This window comes from Microseira sp. BLCC-F43 (assembly GCF_041929235.1).
Lineage (GTDB): Bacteria > Cyanobacteriota > Cyanobacteriia > Cyanobacteriales > Aerosakkonemataceae > Microseira.
Genome location: NZ_JBHFNP010000226.1, coordinates 23,420 through 45,146, shown reverse-complemented (window position 1 = coordinate 45,146; position 21,727 = coordinate 23,420). Strand labels below are relative to the sequence as shown.

The window sequence follows — 21,727 nt, the reverse complement described above, 5'->3', positions numbered from 1 at the left end:
TTTGTTATTTCCTTCAACGGGATACCAGAGCAAATCACCTGCGACAAAGACATTATCCACGTTGGCAAACAAGATTTCTAGATTCTCTTTAATCGTGACAATCCAGCGAAATTGTTTTGTATTGTCTGACATTGGTTGTCCATCGCTGTCGGGGTAGATGATTTCTTTTGCTGTTTGGACGGGGAGTTGTTGTACCATTGCCGTTTGTGGCTTTGAGGGGATGATTTTAATCGTAGCTGTTGGGGATGGGACGAGATGCGATCGATGGTAGGGGCACGGCATCAACAAAATGGTTGGATTAGCAACAGGATCTAGGATGCCTTGCCCCAAAAGCGCCTTCAACCCCGCCACGGCAACAGCAAAGTATCCTCAATCGACTGTCGCACTTCCCGGCTGACATAACAATCGCTGTTGAGGCAGTCAACCAGCAACTTATTTGCGCCCTGGTATTGCTTTTGCAGTTTTTTCTGAGAGTCGCTGAACTGCCAGTCGTGACCGATGTTGCGGTGTTGAATCATTACGGATCTCAGTTCCTCAGTCCAGACTTGACCATTTGCCTGCCACCACCGCTGGCAATTTTCCCAGTCTCTTGTATCCGGTAGCTGGTGTTTGAGCTGTTTCAGCTGTCGCTGCAATTCAGGGTCGAGGGCGAGGTGGAGGGCGCGGTCGAGGGCGCGGTCGAGGACGGGGTCAAGGGCGCGGTCGAGGGCGCGGATGAGGGCGCGGTCGAGGGCGCGGACGAGGGCACGGTCGAGGGCGCGGTCGAGGGCGCGGTCGAGGGTGCGGTCGAGGGTGAAGTAAAAAGCTCGAACAGCAGCGGGTTTATCCGCTGCTTCTACAGAACGAGACTTTTCCTCAACCCAGACAAGGAACTGCTGCAATTTTTCATCACCTGCCAAGAGACTATCAATCTGGTGTTTCATTAACTGCAACAGATAGTCTGCACTGGGCAACATCCCCACCGTTAGCAAAAAAACTTCTCGCCAGCGCTTTTCAGTGATGTGACCGACTAAACTTTGCAGTGCTTGTTCCAAAGCTTGGGGGTTTGGACTTTCGACAATTTTTCTAGCCGTGAAATACTCGTGAAAACTTAGGTGCGAGAAAGAATAGATACATCTTGCCCGTTCTACCAACAATCCATGCTGCGCTTCAATTGATTTCAGCACCGCTTCGCTGTCCAACTGCAATGCCTCTGTGTCAGTGTTGGCATCGGGCAAGTTGCGGATGTAATCGGTGATATATCGTTCGACTTCTTTTTGTTTGAAAAAGTAATCGCCCCGTTCAAAGGTATCCAGGGCAATTTGGCTGAGTAAGTCTTCCTTTCTTTTCAGAGATAGCTTTTTATATACCTGGTCCCGCTCAATATTTCGCTTCGCGTCCCACTTTTTGAGCAGCACATCCAACCCTTCTTTATAAAGCTCGGAGCGATTCGACGGAAAGCTGCCGGATTCTTCAAACACCAAGCACAACAAGGTCAACAAAAGCGGGTTCGTTGCCAGTTCTCGGATTGGCTTGTCTTTTTTTAGTTTCTGGATAAATCGCTCTGCTTTAACCCGATCGTCTTTCCCTGAAAACCACCGATTAGCAAAGTAGGCAATTTGTTGAGCGTCAAAGTCAGCAATTTCAACTTCAGTAAACTGCTCAAAAGTATATTCCCGTGCGGCAATGCGACAAGTGATTACAAATTGGTTCCCGTCAAACTGCTTGGCAAAGTGATGGATTTGCTGCAAAACTCGACTACTATCAGATTCCCGCACTTCATCTAAACCATCGAGAAGAATCAGCAAGTTACCTTGTTTGAGTAACTGCTCTACAGAAGTATCATTTGATGCAAAGCCATAGCTACTAAATAGCTGAATCAAATAGTCCAATAAATCAGGCTGTTTCGGCATTTCCGCAAAGTCCTTGAGCGTAATAAATAGAGGAATTCGCTCTGCCTGAAACATCCCGCCAATACACTCGATTGCCAGATGCTTGAGAAACGTTGTCTTGCCAGCTCCCGGTTTACCCAAAATCATCAGTTTGGGATATTTCTTAACAGCATCTGGCCCTGGCACTCGTTTTTCAGTAATTCCGCTTAGTCCAAAGCGGTCAAAGTTATCAAAATCACACTCTTGCAGTAATTCAGGAATCTCTTTGCGCCTGCGTCCGGTAATTTTTTCCAGGATATTGACGTGGGTGTAGATGTGATTTAACCCGATAGGCGCAGTCATATCTAGCACCCGCATCGTGCCGCACTGCTTCTGAATCTTGTCGCGGATGGTTTCTCGTACTGTCTGCACCAAATCATCGATACTAGAAGGTTGTGGTTGCCCTACTGGTTCCAATTCTGCAATATCGCCCCACTCCAACCCCAATTCCGTGCAAATGGCTAGGAATAAACGCTTTTCAACAGCTTTTCCGCCAAAGAATTGACCGACAACTTGCCGGGTACAGCGAACGCACCCTGCCAGGTAGTCCTGTGTCCAACCTTTGCGTTCAAACGCTGCTTTAGCCTGTTCTCGTCCCGTTTGCGATACCCGAAGTGACCTTTCTGACCTTGCCATTACCTACTGCCGCTTGTACCTAATTTCCATCTTGCATTAGTAGCCTTGACCCGCCAGGGATTAAAATCGCCCTCTAATAGCGAACGTCGGTTAAAACGGACGGAAAACATTGTGAGAACTTACGCAAAGAAACTAAGGTGATATGAAAAATCGTCGGTGTGGGAACCAGAGATTGACCCATCACCTTAGTTTCTTTTCTCGTCTATGAAAAATCGTCGGTTTGGGAACCAGAGATTGACCCATCACCTTAGTTTCTGTTCTCGTCTATGAAAAATCGTCGGTGTGGGAACCAGAGATTGACCCATCACCTTAGTTTCTGTTCTCGTCGTGGGTCAGTCGCGATCGCAATCAGTCGGTTTTAACCGACTTCAGCTAAAAGCCCTTGGATTTTAATCCCTGGCGGGTGATGTTGGCGCGCAATGCTGGCGCGCGATACTGGCGCGCGATGCTGGCGGGTGCGAGAGGCAAACATAACTCTTACATAACCCCAACACCTTATTCTGACCACGTTGCGGGAATTATTAAAGATGCTGGAACAGTAGGGGCACGGCACCTTTAAGTTATCTCTATCTGCCAAAATATTTTGCTTGCCGTGCCCCTACATCCCTTAACCAAAAGAAAACCAGTATGCACAAAGTTAACCTGTCTCCCGCCTTCCTGCTAGTCTTCTCCACCGTCCTGTTCCTGACCATGCTTTCTGGCGGTACATCGGTTTGGCTGTCATCTCAACCCATCCTATCCGAGTATCAGGTGCGAATCTTGGAAAACAGCATCGCCAGCTGGCAAACAGGAATTGGCGGCATTGTTGGACTTTTGGGAACCCTGGCGGCTGAACTTTTGCAGGCGGAGGAAGACAAGGACGCTGAGAAACCGAAGTAGGGAACATCTTTAAGTTATCTATTTCTGCCACAATATTTTGAATGCCGTGCCCCGAAAGCCCCGCCATTGTGTAGGGGCACGGCAGCTTTAAGTTATCTCTCTCTGCCACAATATTTCGCCTGCCGTGCCCCTACATCAAACGCACCTGCGCTTTCTTGTTCTTGTGAGGTGGGCATCTTGCCCGCCCTCGTAAATTTATAGAACAGCAGGGGAAAACCCTGTGTCTAAAGACCAGGGTAACCGCTTTGATGTCGCATTTTTCGCTCCAGGGATTGCTAGCAATCTTGGAATTAGAGCGCTCGCGTGCTAACCCTTGAGGAAATTAGAGGTTAATCCATTTCCTCGAAATACACTATTACGCAGAAAATCTTGTAATAAATACGGCGGATCGTTATCCGGTTTACCTTGCACAACCCGACGCAAAAGCCATAAAAGATATCCCAAAATCCAGGCTGTATCGGCAAGAAATGCGCTCAACCAACCATAGTTTTTCAGAAAATACCTGCGCCTGGAATCAAACCAATATTGCGGCAAACGCTTAGGTGCAATATTCGGAGCGTGTACCCCCGAACTTTGTCCAACAAAATGGATAATGCGACTTTGAGGCACATACCAGCAACTCCAACCCGCTGTTAAAGCTCGCCAACAAAAATCTGTTTCCTCATAATACATAAAATATTCTTCATCCAACAAACCCACCTGCTCAAACACTTCCCGACGGACAATTATGCTAGCTCCAGATACCCAATCAGTCTGCGTTGATGCTTCGGGAACAGGTGGCGCAACCACCCATTTTTCTAATAGCTTCGAGACGATACCCAAACGCAAGCCACCGTCCAATTCACTTAACACTGTATGAAAGCGAAAAGCCGACCTTTGCGGCGTACCATCTGGGTTTTCCAAGCGACTACCCGCAATTCCCACCCTGGGATGAGAGTCCATAAATTCTACCAGCGCACCGATAGCCCCAGGATGAACAATTGTGTCTGGGTTGAGTAACAAAATATAACGGGGGGGATTAGTTGACCCCAGTGCCTTGCGGACGGGTGCATTATTGCCGAAAGCAAATCCACCATTGCGTTCCAACGGCATCAGCGATACCCACTCATGCCAACCTTCGGTTTTAATCGCCCTGTCAATCTGCTCGACCGATCCGTCCCCAGAAGCATTATCAGAAACTACAACGCGGATACCTGGTCGCCATTGCACCTCATCTACTAGAGAGCGCAAACAGTCGATAGTTAGATTGGGCGTTCGGTAGTTCAGAACCACAATTAGTAGCGTTAAAGATGTATTTGGCTCAATTTCGTGGGACATGATATAATTATCCTCCTGTAGAGTAGTATATTCCTCGGTTTGGTCGATCGTTAGTTAGCGATATGCCAAAGGCACGCACTCGCGTTCGCGATCGCCTCAACCCCTCCCCTTATTTTCTGAATCTTCTATCATAAGGACAATCAAACTGAGGCAAATTTAGATGATCAGCTTGTCCAACAAAATCGGAGTCGTCGTTATCGGACGAAACGAAGGCTCGCGCTTAGTCCGCAGCCTCAACTCGGTTGTAGGTGAATCGCGACCAGTCGTATACGTAGACTCCGGTTCCACTGATTCTAGCTGCGCTTTTGCACGCTCGATTGGTGTAGAAGTTGTTGAGCTAGACATGTCGATCCCTTTCACTGCTGCTAGAGCGCGCAATGCTGGCTTTGAGCGCCTGCGCCAGTTGCATCCGACAGTAGAGTACGTTCAGTTTATCGATGGAGACTGCGAGGTGATTGAGGGGTGGCTGATAGCTGGTGCCGAAACACTCGAGGCTAAACCCGACGTAGTCGCTGTGTGCGGGTGGACATGCGAGCGTCACCCAGAACGCAATATCTACACTCGGATCTGTAACATTGAGTGGCATATGGGGCCAGTCGGAGAGATATCCAACTTTGGCGGTAACGTGATGATTCGCGCCGACGCACTGGCAGCAGTCGGCGGCTTTAACCCCAGCGTCATCGCCGCCGAGGATGACGAATTGGGCGTACGCTTGCGTCAAGCTGGGGGTAAACTGCTACGCCTTGACCGAGACAGCGTTCTGCACGAGGTTGACATGGACCGACTGTGGCAGTGGTGGCAACGAGCCAAACGCTGCGGCTATGCATTTGCCCAGGTTTCCCAGCTGCACGGAGCGCCTCCTGAGCGCAAATTTGTCAAGGATATTCGGCAAACTTGGCTGTGGGGGTTTATTATGCCCTTGGTCGCATTGATCCTGATGCTTCCGACTGGTGGACTCTCGTTAATTATCTTCGCTCGCTATCCCCTGACGGCTCTCAAGGTGGCTTACAAGACAAAAAAACGAGGATTTTCTTGGGCTGACGGTTTTGCTTGGGGTGTATCTTGTGCCATGTCAGCATTTCCCCAGGTACTCGGTGTTGTCCAGTACCTCCGTGTCAGCCTGATTACTAAACAGCATCAAATTATTGAGTACAAAGCTCCTCAAGCACCCGCAACTAAACCTACAGCGAGCGTGTCGTGAGGAGTTGGGGAGACGCTTCGGAGGACGCAAAGAAGGGGAGACGCTCCTGACGCGGAGAATGTTTCTACACAACTCTCCGCATCGGGGCATCTTCTTCCTTCCCCGTGTCACCGCGTCAGGAGCGTCACCGCGTCCTCTTCAAATCCTCATCAGTCCAACCCAAAAAATGAATAAATAATGATAAAAATAAACGGTCTTAAAGTCTTGTCATCCAGCACAAGATAGATGTATAATTACCTATAAAAGAAGGGGAGTAGCTGCTAGTTAAAAATTTAACTTAAAAATTTAACTAGCCCATCTGAATCAACATGCTGGCAATGAGCCTGGTTCAGGTGACAAGTTTTAAACCTTAAACACTTGGAAGCGAGACCTTCACTAAGTTCACATTGATGTTTGACATCAATCTGATGTGAGCTTGGTGAAGTTTTGCCGCTTTCATCAAGCTTCACTCAGATAAGAAGTTCACGAGAAAATTCTGAGGAGTTTGAGAAAGTGTTAACAGCTTTTACCGCCGGTTTATTACTGATTACAGTTTCAGAATTAGGCGATAAAACCTTTTTTATTGCCGTTGTTTTATCGATGCGCCACTCGCGGCGATTGGTATTTACAGGCGCGATCGCAGCATTGGCAGCGATGACAATTCTATCTGTTTTAGTCGGAAAAGCCGCATCGTTGCTACCTCAGCACTATATCAATTACGCCGAAATAGCTTTGTTTATTGGCTTTGGCTTGAAGTTATTGTACGACGCAAGCCTTATGCCTGCTGATTCCGGGTGTCATGAAGCAAAAGAAGCACTAGCAACAGTTGATCAAGCTGAGGCGAAACTGGGGCGGAAAATCACCCCGCTGGCGGTATTAGTGCAAACATTTCTCATGACCTTTATGGCAGAATGGGGCGATCGGACGCAATTTGCCACCATCACCCTCGCCGCTGGGAATAATCCGATTGGAGTGACCACGGGGGCAATTTTAGGACATGGTATTTGCGCTGCGATCGCAGTCATCTGCGGACGCCTAATTGCCCAACGCATCTCAGAAAGAACGATGACGGCATTAGGAGGATTGCTGTTTTTAATTTTCGCCCTCGTCGCCGCAATTGGTAAATAACGCAAGTTGCTAGTTATATCATGTCCGGTTGCATCGCTATCCCATAAAGCCGAGGCGGATTGATCTATCTCGGTTCAGCTCTCTTGGGCCCCCCTTAGCATCCCCCTCTTCCCTTCAAAAGGGGGATGTGAGGGGGATCGCTTTTTTTCTCTGGGGTTTGGGGGGATCGGTTTTATCACTAGCAACTTGGGCTAATAGGTAATGGGTAATTGTCAAGAGTAGACTGAGTCAAGAATCCAATTACCAATTACCAATGTCACAACTTATAACTAGCAACTTGAGTTAGTTATAAGACCGAAGTAGCAAATGGGTTGGCGGTGACCAAGCTAGCACCCACCCCAGCAATGCGATTCGGGCCAGTGCCGCCGACGACTGGCCCTGTGGCTGAATCCCACCAGTTCTCGGTGGCATCGACTGGTACAGTACGGTCGTTTAACAAACCAGCACGGGAGTTGCCAACTAAGTCATTGTAATTAATCCTGACGTTAGGGGCGCCTATTCCGCTAGCGATCGCCACCCCGTTGACAGAGTTGGTGATAACATTGCTCAGCACATCCACTGTTCCCAGCGTCGGACCACCAAACAAGCTGGAATTTTGTAGCCGGATACCACCCCTGGTCAGGGCACCGCTGGTATTAGCGTTGGTGATATCGTTGTTGTCAATCTCGCCATTGCCACCTTGCAAGCGAATCCCATCTTGCCTGACATTGGTGACTTTGTTGTTGATCGCACTGGCAACGTTAGTAATTGCATCAGCAACAACACCTGCTCCGGTTAAGTTAGCGATCTGATTGTCTGTAATCCTGACAGTATCGAACTGAGATGCCTGGATGCCGCTGGTGTTACTGCCAACACTCGTAGTCACGCTGTTGATTAAGTTATCTATGACCTGCGCCGATCCGAATCCAGTTGTACCAGAATTCAAGGAGATGACGCTGCCAGAATTAGGTCCAGTGCCGGTAAAAGTATTTTGACGAATGACGACATCAGTACCTGCGCCTAACTGTTGGATAGCGTTGCCGCGATTCATCTGAATCGTAAATCCCTCAATTGTGACATCATCACTGTTGATCCGGAAAACTGGCTGACCCAGAGTAGTCCGAACAACCGCTTCCGGAAGTCGCGTACCACTGGGGCTAAGACCCGCATTCGGCCCGCGCAGGGTTAACGGCTGGTTGATCAGAATAGGGCCCGGTTCATTATACGTCCCTGGTTGTGCAACGATGATGTCGTTAGGGATAGCGACTGCAACAGCATCTGTGATGTTGGAGAAACCATTGATGAAAACTCCACTGGAGTTATACAGGAGGACGGGACTAGGACCAGTCACCGTCAATGGATTGTCGTCCAAGATGCTCACCGAGGCGGTGTCGGCTGAACCCACCCGGTTCACCTGGTAAGCCGGATCTTCAGCCACCTTCACAATCACCGATTCAGTTGGTTCATTCAGGACATCGGGCAAGGTAGTCACTGCGACAGGATCGGAAGCAAATTCACCAGCAGCGATAGTGACCGTACCGAGCAATGCTGCGTAGTCCACGTCAGGAGTAGCTGTACCCGTGACGGTGTAACGGATGGTGAGTGGCTGGCTGAGATCGCCCCCGGTGCGAGTGAACTGAAATAGACCCTCCCCTTCCGGATTAAAAGGTTCGCCAGCGATTGGGTCAAGAAGAGAATTAACGGAAACGAGTGGTTTTGAACCAGCAAGATCATCGTCCACAATGGTCAAAGTGGCAGCATTCTGCGTCCCAATCGTTGCACCCCCTGTAGGGCTGCCCAAACTTAAGTTGACAGTTTCGTTACCCTCGATCAGGAAGTCGTTAACGATGGGAATGGTGACAGTTTTGGGTGCGGTGTCCCCATTGGCAAAATTGACCGCGATGGGAGCATTGTTATAGTCAGTGAGGGCTGTAGCAGTACCATCGCTCAAGTTCACCGTGGCTGACACAGCACCAACGCTGCCACCCGTGCGCGTAACCGTTACGGCTGCAATCGGTGTCCCATCTTCGTTGACGCTAAAGGTGGGGGAACTAAATTGCAGGGTGCCAGCAGGGAGAGTGTCATTGTCCACAATGGTCAAAGTGGCGCTGCTTTGCGTTCCCAAGGTGACATGGCTGGTGCCGGTGGGGTTGGTCAAGCTTAAGTTAACTGTTTCGTTACCCTCAACCAAAGTGTCATCGATAATGGGAATGGTGATGGTCTTAGCTGCGGTGTCCCCATTGGCAAAATTGACACCGATGGGAGTACCGATGTAGTCACCAGAGGCAATAGCAGTTCCATTACTGAGGTTAACGGTAGCTGAGGCGGTGCCGACGCTGCTGCCAATGCGAGTGACTGTCACGGCGGCAATCGGCGTACCATTTTCGTTAACGCTGAAGGTCGGGTTACTAAACTGAAGGCTAATCGGATCTTCAGTCCCTTGATATTCAATGTTCCGCAGCAGGTAGTCGGAACCATCTACTTTGAAGGGTTGGGCGAGGTAGGCAGCGGTGGGGCTATCGTAGGGTTTGGCAGAGAACCGCAGTTCGTCAAAAGTAATGCCACTGAGGGGGTTTGCTTCTATTGTGAATTTGAAACTGCCATCGGTGCGATCGCCAATGAAAGTCACTCCATCTGAAGACAAGGTGATGGGTTTTGCAGCGCTCGGAGCGTTGACGCGAGTGATAGTAAAATTGCTGGTCGGTACCAAAACCCCATTATTGAAGATTTGTAGGAAACCAACTTCATTGCCTTGATCGCCCAGTCCCGGACTTGTTTTGGGACTCAATGCACTTAGGTCAATCGTTGCGCTACTGATGTCTTGGTTATCTGCCCATTTGAGCTTCAGCACCTGGGACTGATTGGTATTGGGATTATGGTTGATTTCCGCCCGCACTTTAGTTGGATCGGTGAACCAACCATCATAAGAAGATGGGACACCAATACCAGCGCTACTGCCGTAACTCAACCAGCTTTTAGGGTTTTGGTTCGTTGCTAAGGTGAGGTTGCTGATGACTGTAGGGTTAAGGTAGTCAGTTTCTACGCCATCAAAAGCTATCCCAAACAGTTTAATGCCTTGGTTCTGGGCAGCCGTAGGCCATTTTGTTATTAGGTCATTGACGCTGCTGTAATTATTGGTTTGACCCAAAAAACCAAACAGGGAAGTAGCCATAGCTTCTCCTTTTGAGGATTAGTAATTGAGGATTAAAAGTGATTGAAAACCTGTGGTTTGGCTTTCCTTATAGCGATCAATCACTCCACGACAAATTTCGTCAGTTTCAGGACTTCCGCAGAATCTCTATATGTAGGGTGAGCAATGCCCACTTTACCCTTACAGGTAATTTAGGGTGAGCAATGCCCACCCTACCCCTACAGGTAGTGGAAACAGCCAAATTTTGCTTAAGCCCTAAGTTTTACAGTCAATTTCCCAGCTTCGCTGCATCCCAGATCAGAATTGCACCTGATACAAGTCCTCTGGTGTTGCTTTTATACCAAATCCACCTCGTATACCTCTTTTATTCGTTGCATCTGCCTTTAAACTTCTTATGCACGAGCAAGGGGGTTGTCAAACTGGATTCGGTATCACAACAAAATGATTCAGGATCGGACTTGATAATCGAGATGTCTACCCCTACTTTCATCCGAATCAAATTTCATCCGGAACATTTCCCGCTATTTTTCCAGATATAGCAAAAGCTATCAAGCCGGATGGATATTCGGTTAACTGAGCGTCAATAATTATTAAGATGGGTGAAATTAGCGTCAATAATTATTACAGCGGATTGCAGCCCAAAGAGGTACACCTGAGTTTGTCAAGCGCGCTGCCATTTTTGCTGCGCGCTTGACAAACGAGCGCGATAACGCTTTCCCTAGACGAGCTTGCAATCCGCTATAAGATATGGGAAATTATCACTATGCCCGGCGATCAACTAACTTGTTTACTTGTCGGGCAATATAAATAAACAGCGAGTACCTTTGGACCCTGGGGAAGCAAAACGCCTATGCAGTCGATCTGTCGGGCAGCTTCGTCATGGGGCAGCTCTAGATAACTGGCGAAAAACCAGAAATGGAAGTAACTAGGAATGCCTAATCGCGAGGTTAGGAAGCCAGCGCTGTACACGCAGGTGTCAGCGCCTCGAGCATGTCACGGAGAAGCAGATTCGCCATCATCCGGTGAAGATTCCTTAGCAGAATTATCCGGTGGTGGCGTTTCCGCTTCTAGCTGTTTAATTCTCGCCTTAATTTGATCTTTATACTTAGCAGGCGCTAACTCAGTAGCAGCATTAAACAAAGACTTTGCTTCGTCGGTTTTGTCCTGCAATTGCAGCACAGCGGCCTTACCCCACAGCGGGCGAAAATCATCTTTATTAGTTTTGATTGTATCGTCGTAGATAGCGATCGCTTCTTTATAGCGCTGCTGATCGGCGTAAACGCTAGCCAACAGCAATTTTACAGAAGTTTCATCCACCGTCTTTGGCTGAATTTTATTCAGCTTGGGGGCAGTATCCAGGGTATCTTGCAACAAACCAATTGCAGCTTCCGGGCGTTTTTGTGCCATCAGCAAGGTTACGAGTCCTTCCATCGCCTCCATATTGCCCGGTTTAGCCTCTAACATTGAACGATAAACCGTTGCTGCACCCTCCAAATCTCCAGTATGCTGCTTAGTTTGGGCTAACAGAATCGAGTAGCGATTGTCCTCAGGATTGAGCTGAGCCAGTTTTTCCAGCGGTTCTATCGTATCCCGAAGGCTACCCGCACCGATGCGAGCCAGTTCTACCCTAGTATTTACCAGTTCTGTCAGTGCGGTTCGATCTTCTGGTTGGCGTTGCAAAACCGCAAGGAAACCTTTAGCCTGGGTTTCCAGTTCGGTTTGCTTAGCTGCGGTGGTTGAGTCTACCACAGGCGTTGCTGCATTCTGTCCGGCGGGTTGCTGTTGCTTGAAGATACTACCAAACAGGGGAGATAAGGTTGACCTCCCCAGGAAAAATCCACCAACGGCGATGCAGACGAGGATCAACCCTGTAGTAATTCTCCGGCGTTGCTTAGCTGCGCCAAACCTTTTGCGATCGCGTTTTCGGGACACAGGACTACTTTGAACTCTCACGACATTCATTATGAATGCTAATGGCGAAAACCGAGCAGGTGAGATGGCGAGCAGGTGTGCGGGTGAGCAGGGGAGATGGGGAGATGGGGAGATGGGGAGATGGGGAGATGGGGAGAATGTACATTCAAATTCCTTTGGAGCCCCTTTTGCCCCTTTTGCCCCTCTGCACACCTGCCCACCTGCACGCTCTTATGGACTCTGCGTTGCTTCTGGCTGGTTTATTTTATCACCATTATTCGGATTTGTCAAGTTATTTTCAGGAGTTGTTGCGGGAGCGGGTGCAACGGGTTGGGTTTGGGGGTCGCTCTTGGGCGCAGCAGCTGGTGCAACGGGTTGGGTTTGGGCGTCGCTCTTGGGCAAAGTAGCGGGAGCGGGTGCAACGGGTTGGGTTTGGGGGTCGCTGTTAGGAGCAGCGGGAGCGGGTGCAACGGGTTGTCCTGGGGCGGGAGAACCCTGGGGTGCGGAGGTGAGGATTTCGATTTGCTGGATTTGAGCCTGAACTTGCTGTTTGAAAGCTGCTGGGGCGATTTCGGTGGCGCGGTTAAATAAAGGCTTAGCTTCTTCCTTTTTGCCTTGCAATTGCAGCACGATACCTTTAGCTAAAAGGGGTCGATAGTCTTGCGGGTCGAGTTTGGTCGCATTATCGTAGATAGCGATCGCCTGATCGAAGCGCTGCTGTTGGGCGTAAATGCTGCCCAACTCTAACTGCAACACGATATCGTTCGGATTGAGCCGGATCAGTGTTTCTAAAGGTTCAATCGTCTGCTTAATATCCGCCGCACCTAACTGCACCAGTTCTTTGCGCGTCTCGAACAGTGCCAGCAAAGCCGTCTGATTTTCTGGTTCGGTCTGCAAAATGGCTTCGTAACCCCGCACTTGACCTAAGAGCCTTTGTTTGAGTTCTTCTTGCCTAGCCTCCGGGGACACTTGCACGGGTTGAGTTGTAGAGGTTGGTGTCGGTGTTGCCGTTTCCTGGGCAGAAGTTTGCCCCGTCTCGAAACTACCCAAAAGAGGCACAATCGAAGTCCACACAAAGGGGATGATGCCTAAAACCATTACCCCAGCAATTAACCAGCGACGCAGCTTTTCAGACACGGGATTACATTGAACGCCGATCCTATTATCGGCTACCTTTGCACCGCACCCAAGACGTGAAAACCGACAAAACTTTACGGATAAGAGCCGGATCTAGCTGCATAAATGACAAGAGGCTGGCTGATATAGCCATCAGTCTGCTATCACTAACAGGAGTAACCTTTGGCAATAGGGGCTTTTTGCTGAAGCGACCAGCCGCCGTTTGAGCAAATCCCCTATCAACTCCAAAGCGAATAGAGTAGTAGATACAGGGCAAGGCTTGGTGACTGGTATGGGCGATCGCAAAAATATCCCGGCTCGATAACCGGGCATTTTTAAGCCGCGCCTAAAACCTGCCAGTTTCTCCCACAAGCAAAAAAAATGTGTCTCCGCTGCAAGGAGTGTTTATGAGTCCCCCTCCCAATAAAATCCCTCAGTCTTCTGAAGCTAACAAAGCTCAAACCCCCGAACCCGTCGTTCGTCGGCCCAAGGAGCCGCCAAATGCAAAAGCCCCCGCAGCTAGCGCCCCCGAACCTACCCCCAAACCTGCCCCCGAACCTGCCCCCGAACCTACCCCCGAACCTACCCCCGAACCTGCAACTGAAACCACATCGCCCAGCTTAGAAGAAAAACAGCGCCATGGCCCAATTCCTGCTCCCTCGGAACCAATGCAGTATCGAGCCATTGGTTTAGTCCGGGGACAATACGCCCCCAGTGACGAACAATTCACGCGCGGTAACCTAATTGTCAGCGATGGACAAGCGATCGATGCCGTGTTACTCGGTCGCGTTATGAGTTTGGTGAAGAATCACTTGGATTTGGCAACCGAACACCTGTGGGTGGTCTATCCCCGGACGCGACAACTAGACAATAATTTGCACATGCAAATTGTTGGGGTTTGGGAGCCAGAAAACCTGAACAAAACTGCACAGCCTGCTGACGAAACAACCCCAGAACCAACCGTTGAGGTTTCTGAGGATGCCAAAATTGAAGATGGTTATTTTTCCATTCGCGGTGAGGTGATTTTTCAAGCTCAGGACAACGAACAGATTGTTGTCAAGATCAGGCAAACACCCAAATCCGATCAAGAAGAGGCCAAATATTTCAAGCTGACGCTCAAAGGTGTTCTGGACAAGAAAGCTGTGGGTCACTTCTGGGACTTCCAAGTGAAGCGACAAGCGGAAGCTTTAGTGATACAGCAGGCTCTTGACATCGGACTAATACGGCCCCAAAAACCGTCCAAGCCGCGGCCAAAAAAACCGGGAGCAGGTGGCGGTCGATGGCCCAGGAAACCCGGACCAGGACAAGGACAAGGACAAGGACAAGGACAAGGAAAGGGACGCTTCTCGCCTCGTCCAACCACTAAAGCGACGCCGCCGACGACGCCGACGACGACAGAAAAGCCCATCCCTCGTCCCGTCAAACGCCAGCAACCGGGCAGCGGCGAAGCTAAAAAGTAGTACCATCCTCTAAGAGGGGCGAAGCATTCGGTGAAAACCAATAATTGATCTCCCAAATGCTTCGCCCTGGCAAATCTTCGATTATTTGAGGGTAATTTAGTGGGGCAGTACGAACGTTTGATATTGATGGCAGAGGATGAACTAACCCAGTACAGCACCGATGCCCGCAAAATTGAAAAACTCAGACAAAAAATTGGTTTATCGGTCAGCGCAGCCGAACAAAAAAAGGTCAAAGAAGCGTTGTTAGCAGAAATGCCAAAAGATTGGTTAAGTCAGTTAGTCGAACAGCAGCGTCAGACTGTTTCGCTTCCCTTTTGGGGCATTGCCGGACTAGGTTTACTGTTTGGAATTTCCTTAAATCAACCCCTAGACTTTATTGCTACTTTAGGCGGCGGATTTCTAGCCATCAAAATTCAACAGTGGGGGTGGAAATTACAGGCGAAACGATTGGTATTGCAAACGCTGCAAGACATCGAAGAACGAATTCGGAATCAGTAATATCATGTCCGCTAGCAAAGGTTGTGTATAGTAGGGGCGGGTTTTACGAGATATATCTCAAGCCTACCTAAGGAATAAATAAACCCTTCCTGTGCTGACGCTAACATGGATAATGCTCCATTTCACAACCACAATAAAATCAAATAACTAATTGAAGAATCTGGGTGCGAATTACTTTTCTTACCCAGCTATTCTCCCGACTTAAACCCAATTGCTCGTTGGTGGCATAAAATCAAGACAGCTATTAGAAAAGAGCTATTGAAGTATAATTTTAATGTTCATCTTGCAGCGGATGCTGCTTGACAATATCTGTAAATACACCAGCGCGTAACGCTATAGTTTAGCCATTTCCATCAATCTTAAAAGCTGATTCGTAAAGAGAATATAAAGAAAACTGAATCGGGCTTTGTTCAGGTTATAGGCTAAATCGAATGTAATTTATGTTGTAGTCGAGCAGCCATCTACCTGCAATTGAGAATCCACACCGCAAACCCTACCCAAGTGATTTAAGCGATGCCGAATGGTTAATTCTCAAGCCTCTTCTACCGGGTATTGCTTAGTTAGTATGCTAAATTAGCAAAAAACATTTGGTAAGTGGGAACATAGCAAAGCTCTTGTTTCAAAGTTATAGCGGATTGCACTCGGTGATGGTACACCTTTGAATGCAATAGCGGCTGCCATTTTTGCTGCCGCTATTGCATTCAAAGCGATAACGCTGTACCTCACGCGGCTGCCTGCCGCTGTAATAAAATTTCTAAATCCAAATCCACAAGGTTTTAAAACTTTGAGTTTGTTATTAATTCCTTCCACTATCCCGTTTGTTGTTCTACATTCAAAATATCCGACTATCTCCGCCAACTACCGCACTATTCCCTATTCGCTCTTCCCCGTTCCCTTTTTTGGTCAAACGTCAGGTTGTTAAGTATTTATAATCAGCAAGCACGAGCTAGCAATCGCTCTCTACTGTTTTACTCGATGTGACAGTCCTTGGGTGCGGAATGTGGTATAATAATTGTCAAAAATTTCCCGCAAAATGGAGAGATTTATGAACCAGCGAATTCTCAAGCTAAAAAAGACCTTTGAAATATTTGATAGAGATGGGAATGGAACAATTAGTATCAAAGAACTCAAGCAGGTTATACAAGCAATCGGACAAAATGTTACACAAACCCAGCTACAAGAGATTATCGCCGAAATTGATATAAATCGTGATGGAGAAATCGATTTTGAGGAATTTTGTTCGAGCGGCATTGTTTCTCAAGACAATCAAAGTCCAGAACGAGACTTGATGCAAGTGTTTCAGAAATTTGATAAAAATGGCGATGGCTATATCGATGTTCAAGAAATGAGCAGCGAAGCCATGTCGATTCTGAATACAACTTTATCAGATCAAGAAATTATGGAAATGTTTCGGATTGCTGATAGTGATGGTAATGGTAAGTTAGATTACGACGAGTTTGTTAAAGTCATTATGGCGAAGAGTGCTGAAATGGCATCATCTGCTGTGGCGATTTCATCTAACTTGGACGGGTTTAAATTCGTGCATGAAATTCCAGAAGCATCGTGGAATTTTGTAGAGCAACTACAGCAAAAGGCATATTCCCATCAAGCTTTTAATCATCCCTATCTCCAACGATTAGCAGAGGGAAATCTACCGGATATAGTGGGTGCCATAAAAGACTATGCTGTGCAGTATTGTCAATATAGTAACAAGTTTAAAAATTATCTTAATCTCGTAATTAATCAAATAGAAAATCTAGAACATAAGCAATTAATGATTGATAATTATCAAGAAGAAAACGGTGATTTAGACAAGCGGCATGTACGACAGTTGGCAGATTTAGGTATCGATTTAGAGTGGGTTGAAAATGTTCCCCATACTGTACTTTTTAAGCGGTTTCAGAATGGATTGGGAGTAACTGAAACAGATTTACAACAAGTTTGTCCTGAAGCACTGCAATTTCGTGAGCGAATGCAGGAAATTTGCTCGAAAGATGTTGCTAGTGCGATCGCTGCTATTGGATTAGGGGCAGAATTGGGAGTTAAGCAAATGTATAGTTATATTCTCGAAGCTATTAAACGCTATACACCCCTTGCTCCCCGTGAGTATGTATTTTTTACACTCCATACCCAAATGGATGAGGAACATTCTCATGCCTTGAAAGCGATCGCGGCAGATTTAGCCAGCACAAATGAAAGAAAAGAGCAACTCTCCCAAGGCATGGAAATGGCACTGGCAGCTCGTAATTCATTCTGGGATGCTTTGCTGGAACGTGCTTTAAAAATGCCAGAGAAAAATAACCAATTTATCTCCCCAGCTCAGTTGTACGAAACAAGCAGTCAAAAGTGGGTGCGTAAAGAACCCTCTTGTTTATCTGATTTTACAGCTCGTCCGGCAATTTTTGAATTGTGCGAACCAGTCAAAGATGCTGTCATCCTCGATTTAGGTTGCGGTGAGGGATACTGCGCGCGGGAGTTGATGCGTCGAGGTGCTAGCAAGGTGATTGGAGTGGATATCTCAGCTAACTCCATCGCCGCAGCGCAAGCTGAGGAACAGCGCGAACCCCTTGGTATTACTTACCTAACAGGAAATTCAACCAATGTTTTAGAATTACTGCGAAACGGCAATCTTTTGACTGACCAGGAAGGGTGCTTCGATGTAATTGTAGCTGTATTCCTGTTTAACTACCTTACCCTCCATGAAATGTTGCAATGTATGACCCAAGTGCAACAGTTACTAAAACCAGGAGGACGATTTATTTTTTCAGTTCCCCACCCTAGCTTTGCTTTTTGGAGTAATCCCCAAACCAGTTTCCACTTCGATGTCCAAGGATTAGCTGGGGTTGAGGATAATTCCCGCGGTTACTTCTCAGCTCGCGATCGCCTACTACCAGGAAAAATAGCACGTCGAGATGGCACCCAGCTACAGGTGCAACTGCGACACAAAACCATGCAGGATTACTTTGATGCTTTAAGGAAGAGTGGTTTTGAAACTTTGCCGACAATGCAAGAGTTAAGAGTTACTGACGAGCATATGCAGCTAGATAGAGCATTCTTTGGCAGTTTATATGATCTCCCCCTGCATGTAGCGTTTAGCATTGAGAAACAGGCATTCCAGCAACCAAAACGGTTGGGTAAAAAAGAAAAAGCCATTATCAAAGACATTATTTGGTCGCGCATTTTCAGCGAGGAGGATTACTGCTTTCAATTCCCTTCAGAAGTCCTGGAGGAATTTTATCAAGCACACAGACATCTCCAAGCCAATCATATTACATGGGAAAATTACCAAATAGGTGATGCTGGTGAACTACCTAACTTACAAGCCTTTGCTCATAAAATGCGCGACTGCTGCTACGATACAACTGGCTTTGTCTTGATTCAAGGATTACCCCTAGAGGAGTTTGGTGATAGCTATGAAGAGCGAGAGGCAACAGCCAAACTGCTTTATTATATGATGAGTGCTGAAATTGGCATTATTTCCGAACGGCGGGGTCGTCTCTTTGATGTGCGCGATCGCAACTTAAATGTTGCTGACGATAATGTACTATTTTCCGTAACTAGGGAAGCATCTGGTTGGCACACAGACAGCAATGATAAGGATTTTAACCCAGATATTGTTGGCTTGCTCTGCTTACAAGATGGTGCAGCAGGAGGAGTGTTACAAAATACCAATGCTCTCAATGTTTATTACCGCCTGAAGCAAATTTTACCCCAGTCAATTTTTGCCGAGTTGGAAAAACCAATTATTCGCGACTTGATCGAGAAAGGTTTTGGTAAAGATTCTGGGAACACTTGGGAGCAACTCCGGCGTAGTTCTGCACTGAATTTACAAAAGCATCGCCTCAGAAAGAATCGCTTTCCCATCTTCAGTCGAGAACCCTACACAAATGAATTTTCCTGTCGCTATATGCGTTACTGGATTGAAAGTGGTCACAAGAAAGCAGAGGTTCCTCTTTCACCCCTGTTGAAAATTGCCATGAATGGTCTGGATGACGTAATAAATAACGACCCAACAATTTACCGGGTTGAACGGAAGTTACGCCCAGGAGAAATTATTTACACCAATAATCATATCTGCTTGCATAACCGGAGTGCATATGAAGACAGATCCAATCAGCCTAAAAGGCACATGGTAAGGGTTTGGATTGACTTTAATCCGACGACTTAAGTACATTCAACAGTTGACAGTTGACAGTTGACAGTTGACAGTTATCTCTGACTAAAGAGAAGAGGATTGTAACTCTGGGAAATTAATTTTTCCTTTCCCCTTTAAAGGGGGAGGCTCTAAACCGATTGTTTCTGGTAAAATTCTCAGGACTTACGCAAGGGCGTTGCCAGAAACTATGTTTCTTCATCGTTCGCTTTCCCGAGTGCGTGCGCGTTAGCGCAAACTCATACCAAAGGCATATCTCGAGTTGACAAACCAACGATTTTTCGGATCGCCCTTAGTTTCTTTGCGTAAGTCCTGATTCGGCTCTCCTGTACTTAGGGTGATAAATTTATCTAATCATTTGTAGGTTGGGTTGAGCATAGCGTTACCCAACTATCTCAAGCTAACAAGTTGGGTTTCGTTCCTCAACCCAATCTACAACCTTTATTCCGCAAGCTTTCACAATGATTGATCGGGTTTTATTATCACCTCAAATACGGGAAAGCCATTTATTTTTCCCACAATTACTATTCTTATATCTGATATCATGTCGGATTGCATCGGTTGTATATATCCGATTGTGCAAAACACTGTTTTTTCCCTCCCACCTGCTCAAAAGCTCACCTGCTCACGGGTGCTCTCAAAAGTAGTTGGTTGAGATTGACCCGGAAGGGGACGCTCCTGACGCGGTGAAATTTTTTCCATATCACCAACGGGTTTTGACCACACCCCTTGCTCACCCTCAGCCTAACGCTACCGAAGCCAGCGGACATGATATGATTCAGCTTAAGATTCCATTAGCTTGACCATCAGACGAATCAATCAGCCATAAATCATATTCTTTACTTAAACGCCGAAATCGATCGATCCACCCAAATATCCGTTCCACAATCCATGGTTTCGGCAATCGCTCAAATGTTTTAGATATCCCAACTCTTCACCAAAGTTTCTTTTCTCTTCTTGCGTAAGTCCTGGCTAAAATGATGGATGGCGAAAGAAACTAAATTTCCCAGGACTTACGCACACTGGGTCAAAAACAAAGGTGATGGGTCAATCTCGCTGCTCTATACCCACAACGAGAAACCTGGTTTTTATAGATGGCGAAAGAAACTAAATTTCCTGAAGCAGCTTTCATCATTAAGTCGCGAAGAGTGTAGGAGTGTCACTCATTCTAGTGCAATCGTCGCGCCCCAGCGATCTTGGGGTAAAAAAGCCCGATCCATTGGAATGGAAGCAACTCGTTCGGTGAGGGTAAATTTCCCTTCCTCGATCCATTGTTTTAACTCCAAAGCAACTTGCCGAGATAGATAAATGCTAGCAAGGGGAGCAACCCTCACCGATTTGCCTTCTATTGTCATCCGACCAGATTTTAATTGAGCGTAACTAACTAATCCAAACGTGGGACGGACGCGGCGAGGAATGGAAAAATCTACTACTGGTGCGACTAAATCCTTGTCTTGCACCGCACATTTGGCAACTACTTCTTCGTGCAAAACTGGGATGGGAATGCCGACACCCAGCATGATTGAAGCGCCATAATTTTTAAAGTAACAACCCCGTACCCACCGCCTATCCATTTGTTTGGCATCTCCAATCAAGGCGAGGGTAGCAGCAGGACCAATCGGCGTGCGATTCGGTAGGCGCTTTTGTAAGGGGAAGTGTTGGGTACCTTCCCAGGCGACGTAACCAATACCGCCGCCTAGAAAAATGCGGGTACCGATGCCGATAATTTCTAAATCTGGGTCGTTGAGTAAGGGAGCGATCGCACCCGGATTAGAATATACTGCGTTTCCCAGACGCGGTTGTAGCGTACCCAGATAGGTGAACAGCGCGCGATCGCCGCCGTTGACCCCCACAATAAAATTCTGATACAGGTTACGAGGATTATATAAATAAAACTGGTTAATCGTATCGCGGGTAATCGTGGTTTCAAATGTCGTTCTGGGGTAGCAGTCCGTCGCCTGTCCGATCGCTCGCAATTGTACGGGTTTACCCGCAATTAAATCTTCGATTACATGACCGCCGCCTCGTTCTTTAGATTCTTCCCCATCGCTTACCTCACCCGTGCTAGGGTAATCTACCCCTTGAGCGGCTCCTAAAAACAAATCTACCGCACCAAACCCAGAATAAGCTAACACCCCATCTATCCAGCAAGAGCGAATTTTAATCGGCGGATCGGTATGCCCCAAATTAATAATTGCCCCCGTTGATTCCATCGGCTCAAACGTGCCGGTGGTAATGACATCTACTTGCTTAGCTGCTTCAGCAACGCCAATTTCTGCCACCCGCGCTTTTAATTCTTCGACTGTCCAAACTACCGCATATTTTTGGTTTATTTTGTCGTTAATTTCAGCAATAGTACGCATATTTTTTTTCAGATTTTAGATTTACTTATTTCAGATTTTAAACTAA

Annotated in this window: 12 protein-coding genes and 3 pseudogenes; 7 read left to right on the top strand and 8 right to left on the bottom strand. The window is 47.3% G+C overall.

The features are described 5' to 3' along the window. Both ACE1CM_RS30150 and ACE1CM_RS30145 read right to left on the bottom strand, forming a co-directional pair. Positions 1–198, bottom strand: a pseudogene (locus ACE1CM_RS30150) (Uma2 family endonuclease); the annotation flags it as partial. 140 nt (positions 199–338) lie between these two features. Continuing rightward, positions 339–2,546: an NACHT domain-containing protein gene (locus ACE1CM_RS30145; protein WP_374882538.1), complete on the bottom strand. Its 2,208-nt coding sequence runs from the start codon at positions 2,544–2,546 to the stop codon at positions 339–341. 627 nt (positions 2,547–3,173) lie between these two features. On the opposite strand from ACE1CM_RS30145, the gene ACE1CM_RS30140 reads away from it, so the two are divergent. Further along, positions 3,174–3,425, top strand: coding sequence for a hypothetical protein (locus tag ACE1CM_RS30140; RefSeq protein ID WP_374882537.1), 252 nt, complete (start codon positions 3,174–3,176; stop codon positions 3,423–3,425). Between the two features lie 306 nt (positions 3,426–3,731). On the opposite strand, the gene ACE1CM_RS30135 is transcribed toward ACE1CM_RS30140, so the two are convergent. After that, complete coding sequence (locus ACE1CM_RS30135; protein WP_374882536.1) at positions 3,732–4,742, bottom strand: glycosyltransferase family 2 protein; 1,011 nt, start codon at positions 4,740–4,742, stop codon at positions 3,732–3,734. Positions 4,743–4,911: 169 nt separating this feature from the next. Here ACE1CM_RS30135 and ACE1CM_RS30130 point away from each other — a divergent pair, with 169 nt between their 5' ends. After that, positions 4,912–5,943, top strand: coding sequence for a glycosyltransferase (locus ACE1CM_RS30130; protein WP_374882535.1), 1,032 nt, complete (start codon positions 4,912–4,914; stop codon positions 5,941–5,943). A gap of 492 nt (positions 5,944–6,435) precedes the next feature. After that, the gene (locus ACE1CM_RS30125; protein WP_226586087.1) at positions 6,436–7,050 is read left to right on the top strand and encodes a TMEM165/GDT1 family protein; all 615 of its coding nucleotides are present in this window, start codon (positions 6,436–6,438) and stop codon (positions 7,048–7,050) included. A 286-nt stretch (positions 7,051–7,336) separates the two neighbouring features. On the opposite strand, the gene ACE1CM_RS30120 is transcribed toward ACE1CM_RS30125, so the two are convergent. The 3 genes from ACE1CM_RS30120 to ACE1CM_RS30110 all read right to left on the bottom strand — a co-directional run bounded on the left by ACE1CM_RS30120 (position 7,337) and on the right by ACE1CM_RS30110 (position 13,228). Next, positions 7,337–10,201, bottom strand: coding sequence for a Calx-beta domain-containing protein (locus tag ACE1CM_RS30120; protein WP_374882534.1), 2,865 nt, complete (start codon positions 10,199–10,201; stop codon positions 7,337–7,339). Positions 10,202–11,173: 972 nt separating this feature from the next. Further along, positions 11,174–12,112, bottom strand: a complete 939-nt coding sequence (locus ACE1CM_RS30115; protein WP_374882533.1) for a tetratricopeptide repeat protein — start codon at positions 12,110–12,112, stop codon at positions 11,174–11,176. A 210-nt stretch (positions 12,113–12,322) separates the two neighbouring features. Then, complete coding sequence (locus tag ACE1CM_RS30110; protein ID WP_374882532.1) at positions 12,323–13,228, bottom strand: tetratricopeptide repeat protein; 906 nt, start codon at positions 13,226–13,228, stop codon at positions 12,323–12,325. 362 nt (positions 13,229–13,590) lie between these two features. On the opposite strand from ACE1CM_RS30110, the gene ACE1CM_RS30105 reads away from it, so the two are divergent. The 3 genes and pseudogenes from ACE1CM_RS30105 to ACE1CM_RS30095 all read left to right on the top strand — a co-directional run. Then, on the top strand, positions 13,591–14,667 hold the full coding sequence (locus ACE1CM_RS30105; protein ID WP_374882531.1) for a hypothetical protein: 1,077 nt from the start codon (positions 13,591–13,593) through the stop codon (positions 14,665–14,667). A 99-nt stretch (positions 14,668–14,766) separates the two neighbouring features. Further along, positions 14,767–15,165: a hypothetical protein gene (locus ACE1CM_RS30100; protein WP_374882530.1), complete on the top strand. Its 399-nt coding sequence runs from the start codon at positions 14,767–14,769 to the stop codon at positions 15,163–15,165. Positions 15,166–15,270: 105 nt separating this feature from the next. Continuing rightward, positions 15,271–15,468, top strand: a pseudogene (locus tag ACE1CM_RS30095) (transposase); the annotation flags it as partial. Between the two features lie 444 nt (positions 15,469–15,912). On the opposite strand, the pseudogene ACE1CM_RS30090 reads toward ACE1CM_RS30095, so the two are convergent. Beyond that, positions 15,913–16,017 (bottom strand): annotated as a pseudogene (locus tag ACE1CM_RS30090) (transposase); the annotation flags it as partial. 193 nt (positions 16,018–16,210) lie between these two features. Between ACE1CM_RS30090 and ACE1CM_RS30085 the strand changes: the two are divergent. Then, complete coding sequence (locus tag ACE1CM_RS30085) at positions 16,211–19,333, top strand: EF-hand domain-containing protein (RefSeq protein ID WP_374882528.1); 3,123 nt, start codon at positions 16,211–16,213, stop codon at positions 19,331–19,333. Between the two features lie 1,148 nt (positions 19,334–20,481). On the opposite strand, the gene ACE1CM_RS30080 is transcribed toward ACE1CM_RS30085, so the two are convergent. Beyond that, the gene (locus ACE1CM_RS30080; RefSeq protein ID WP_374882526.1) at positions 20,482–21,681 is read right to left on the bottom strand and encodes a homocysteine biosynthesis protein; all 1,200 of its coding nucleotides are present in this window, start codon (positions 21,679–21,681) and stop codon (positions 20,482–20,484) included. Between the last annotated feature and the right edge of the window lie 46 nt (positions 21,682–21,727).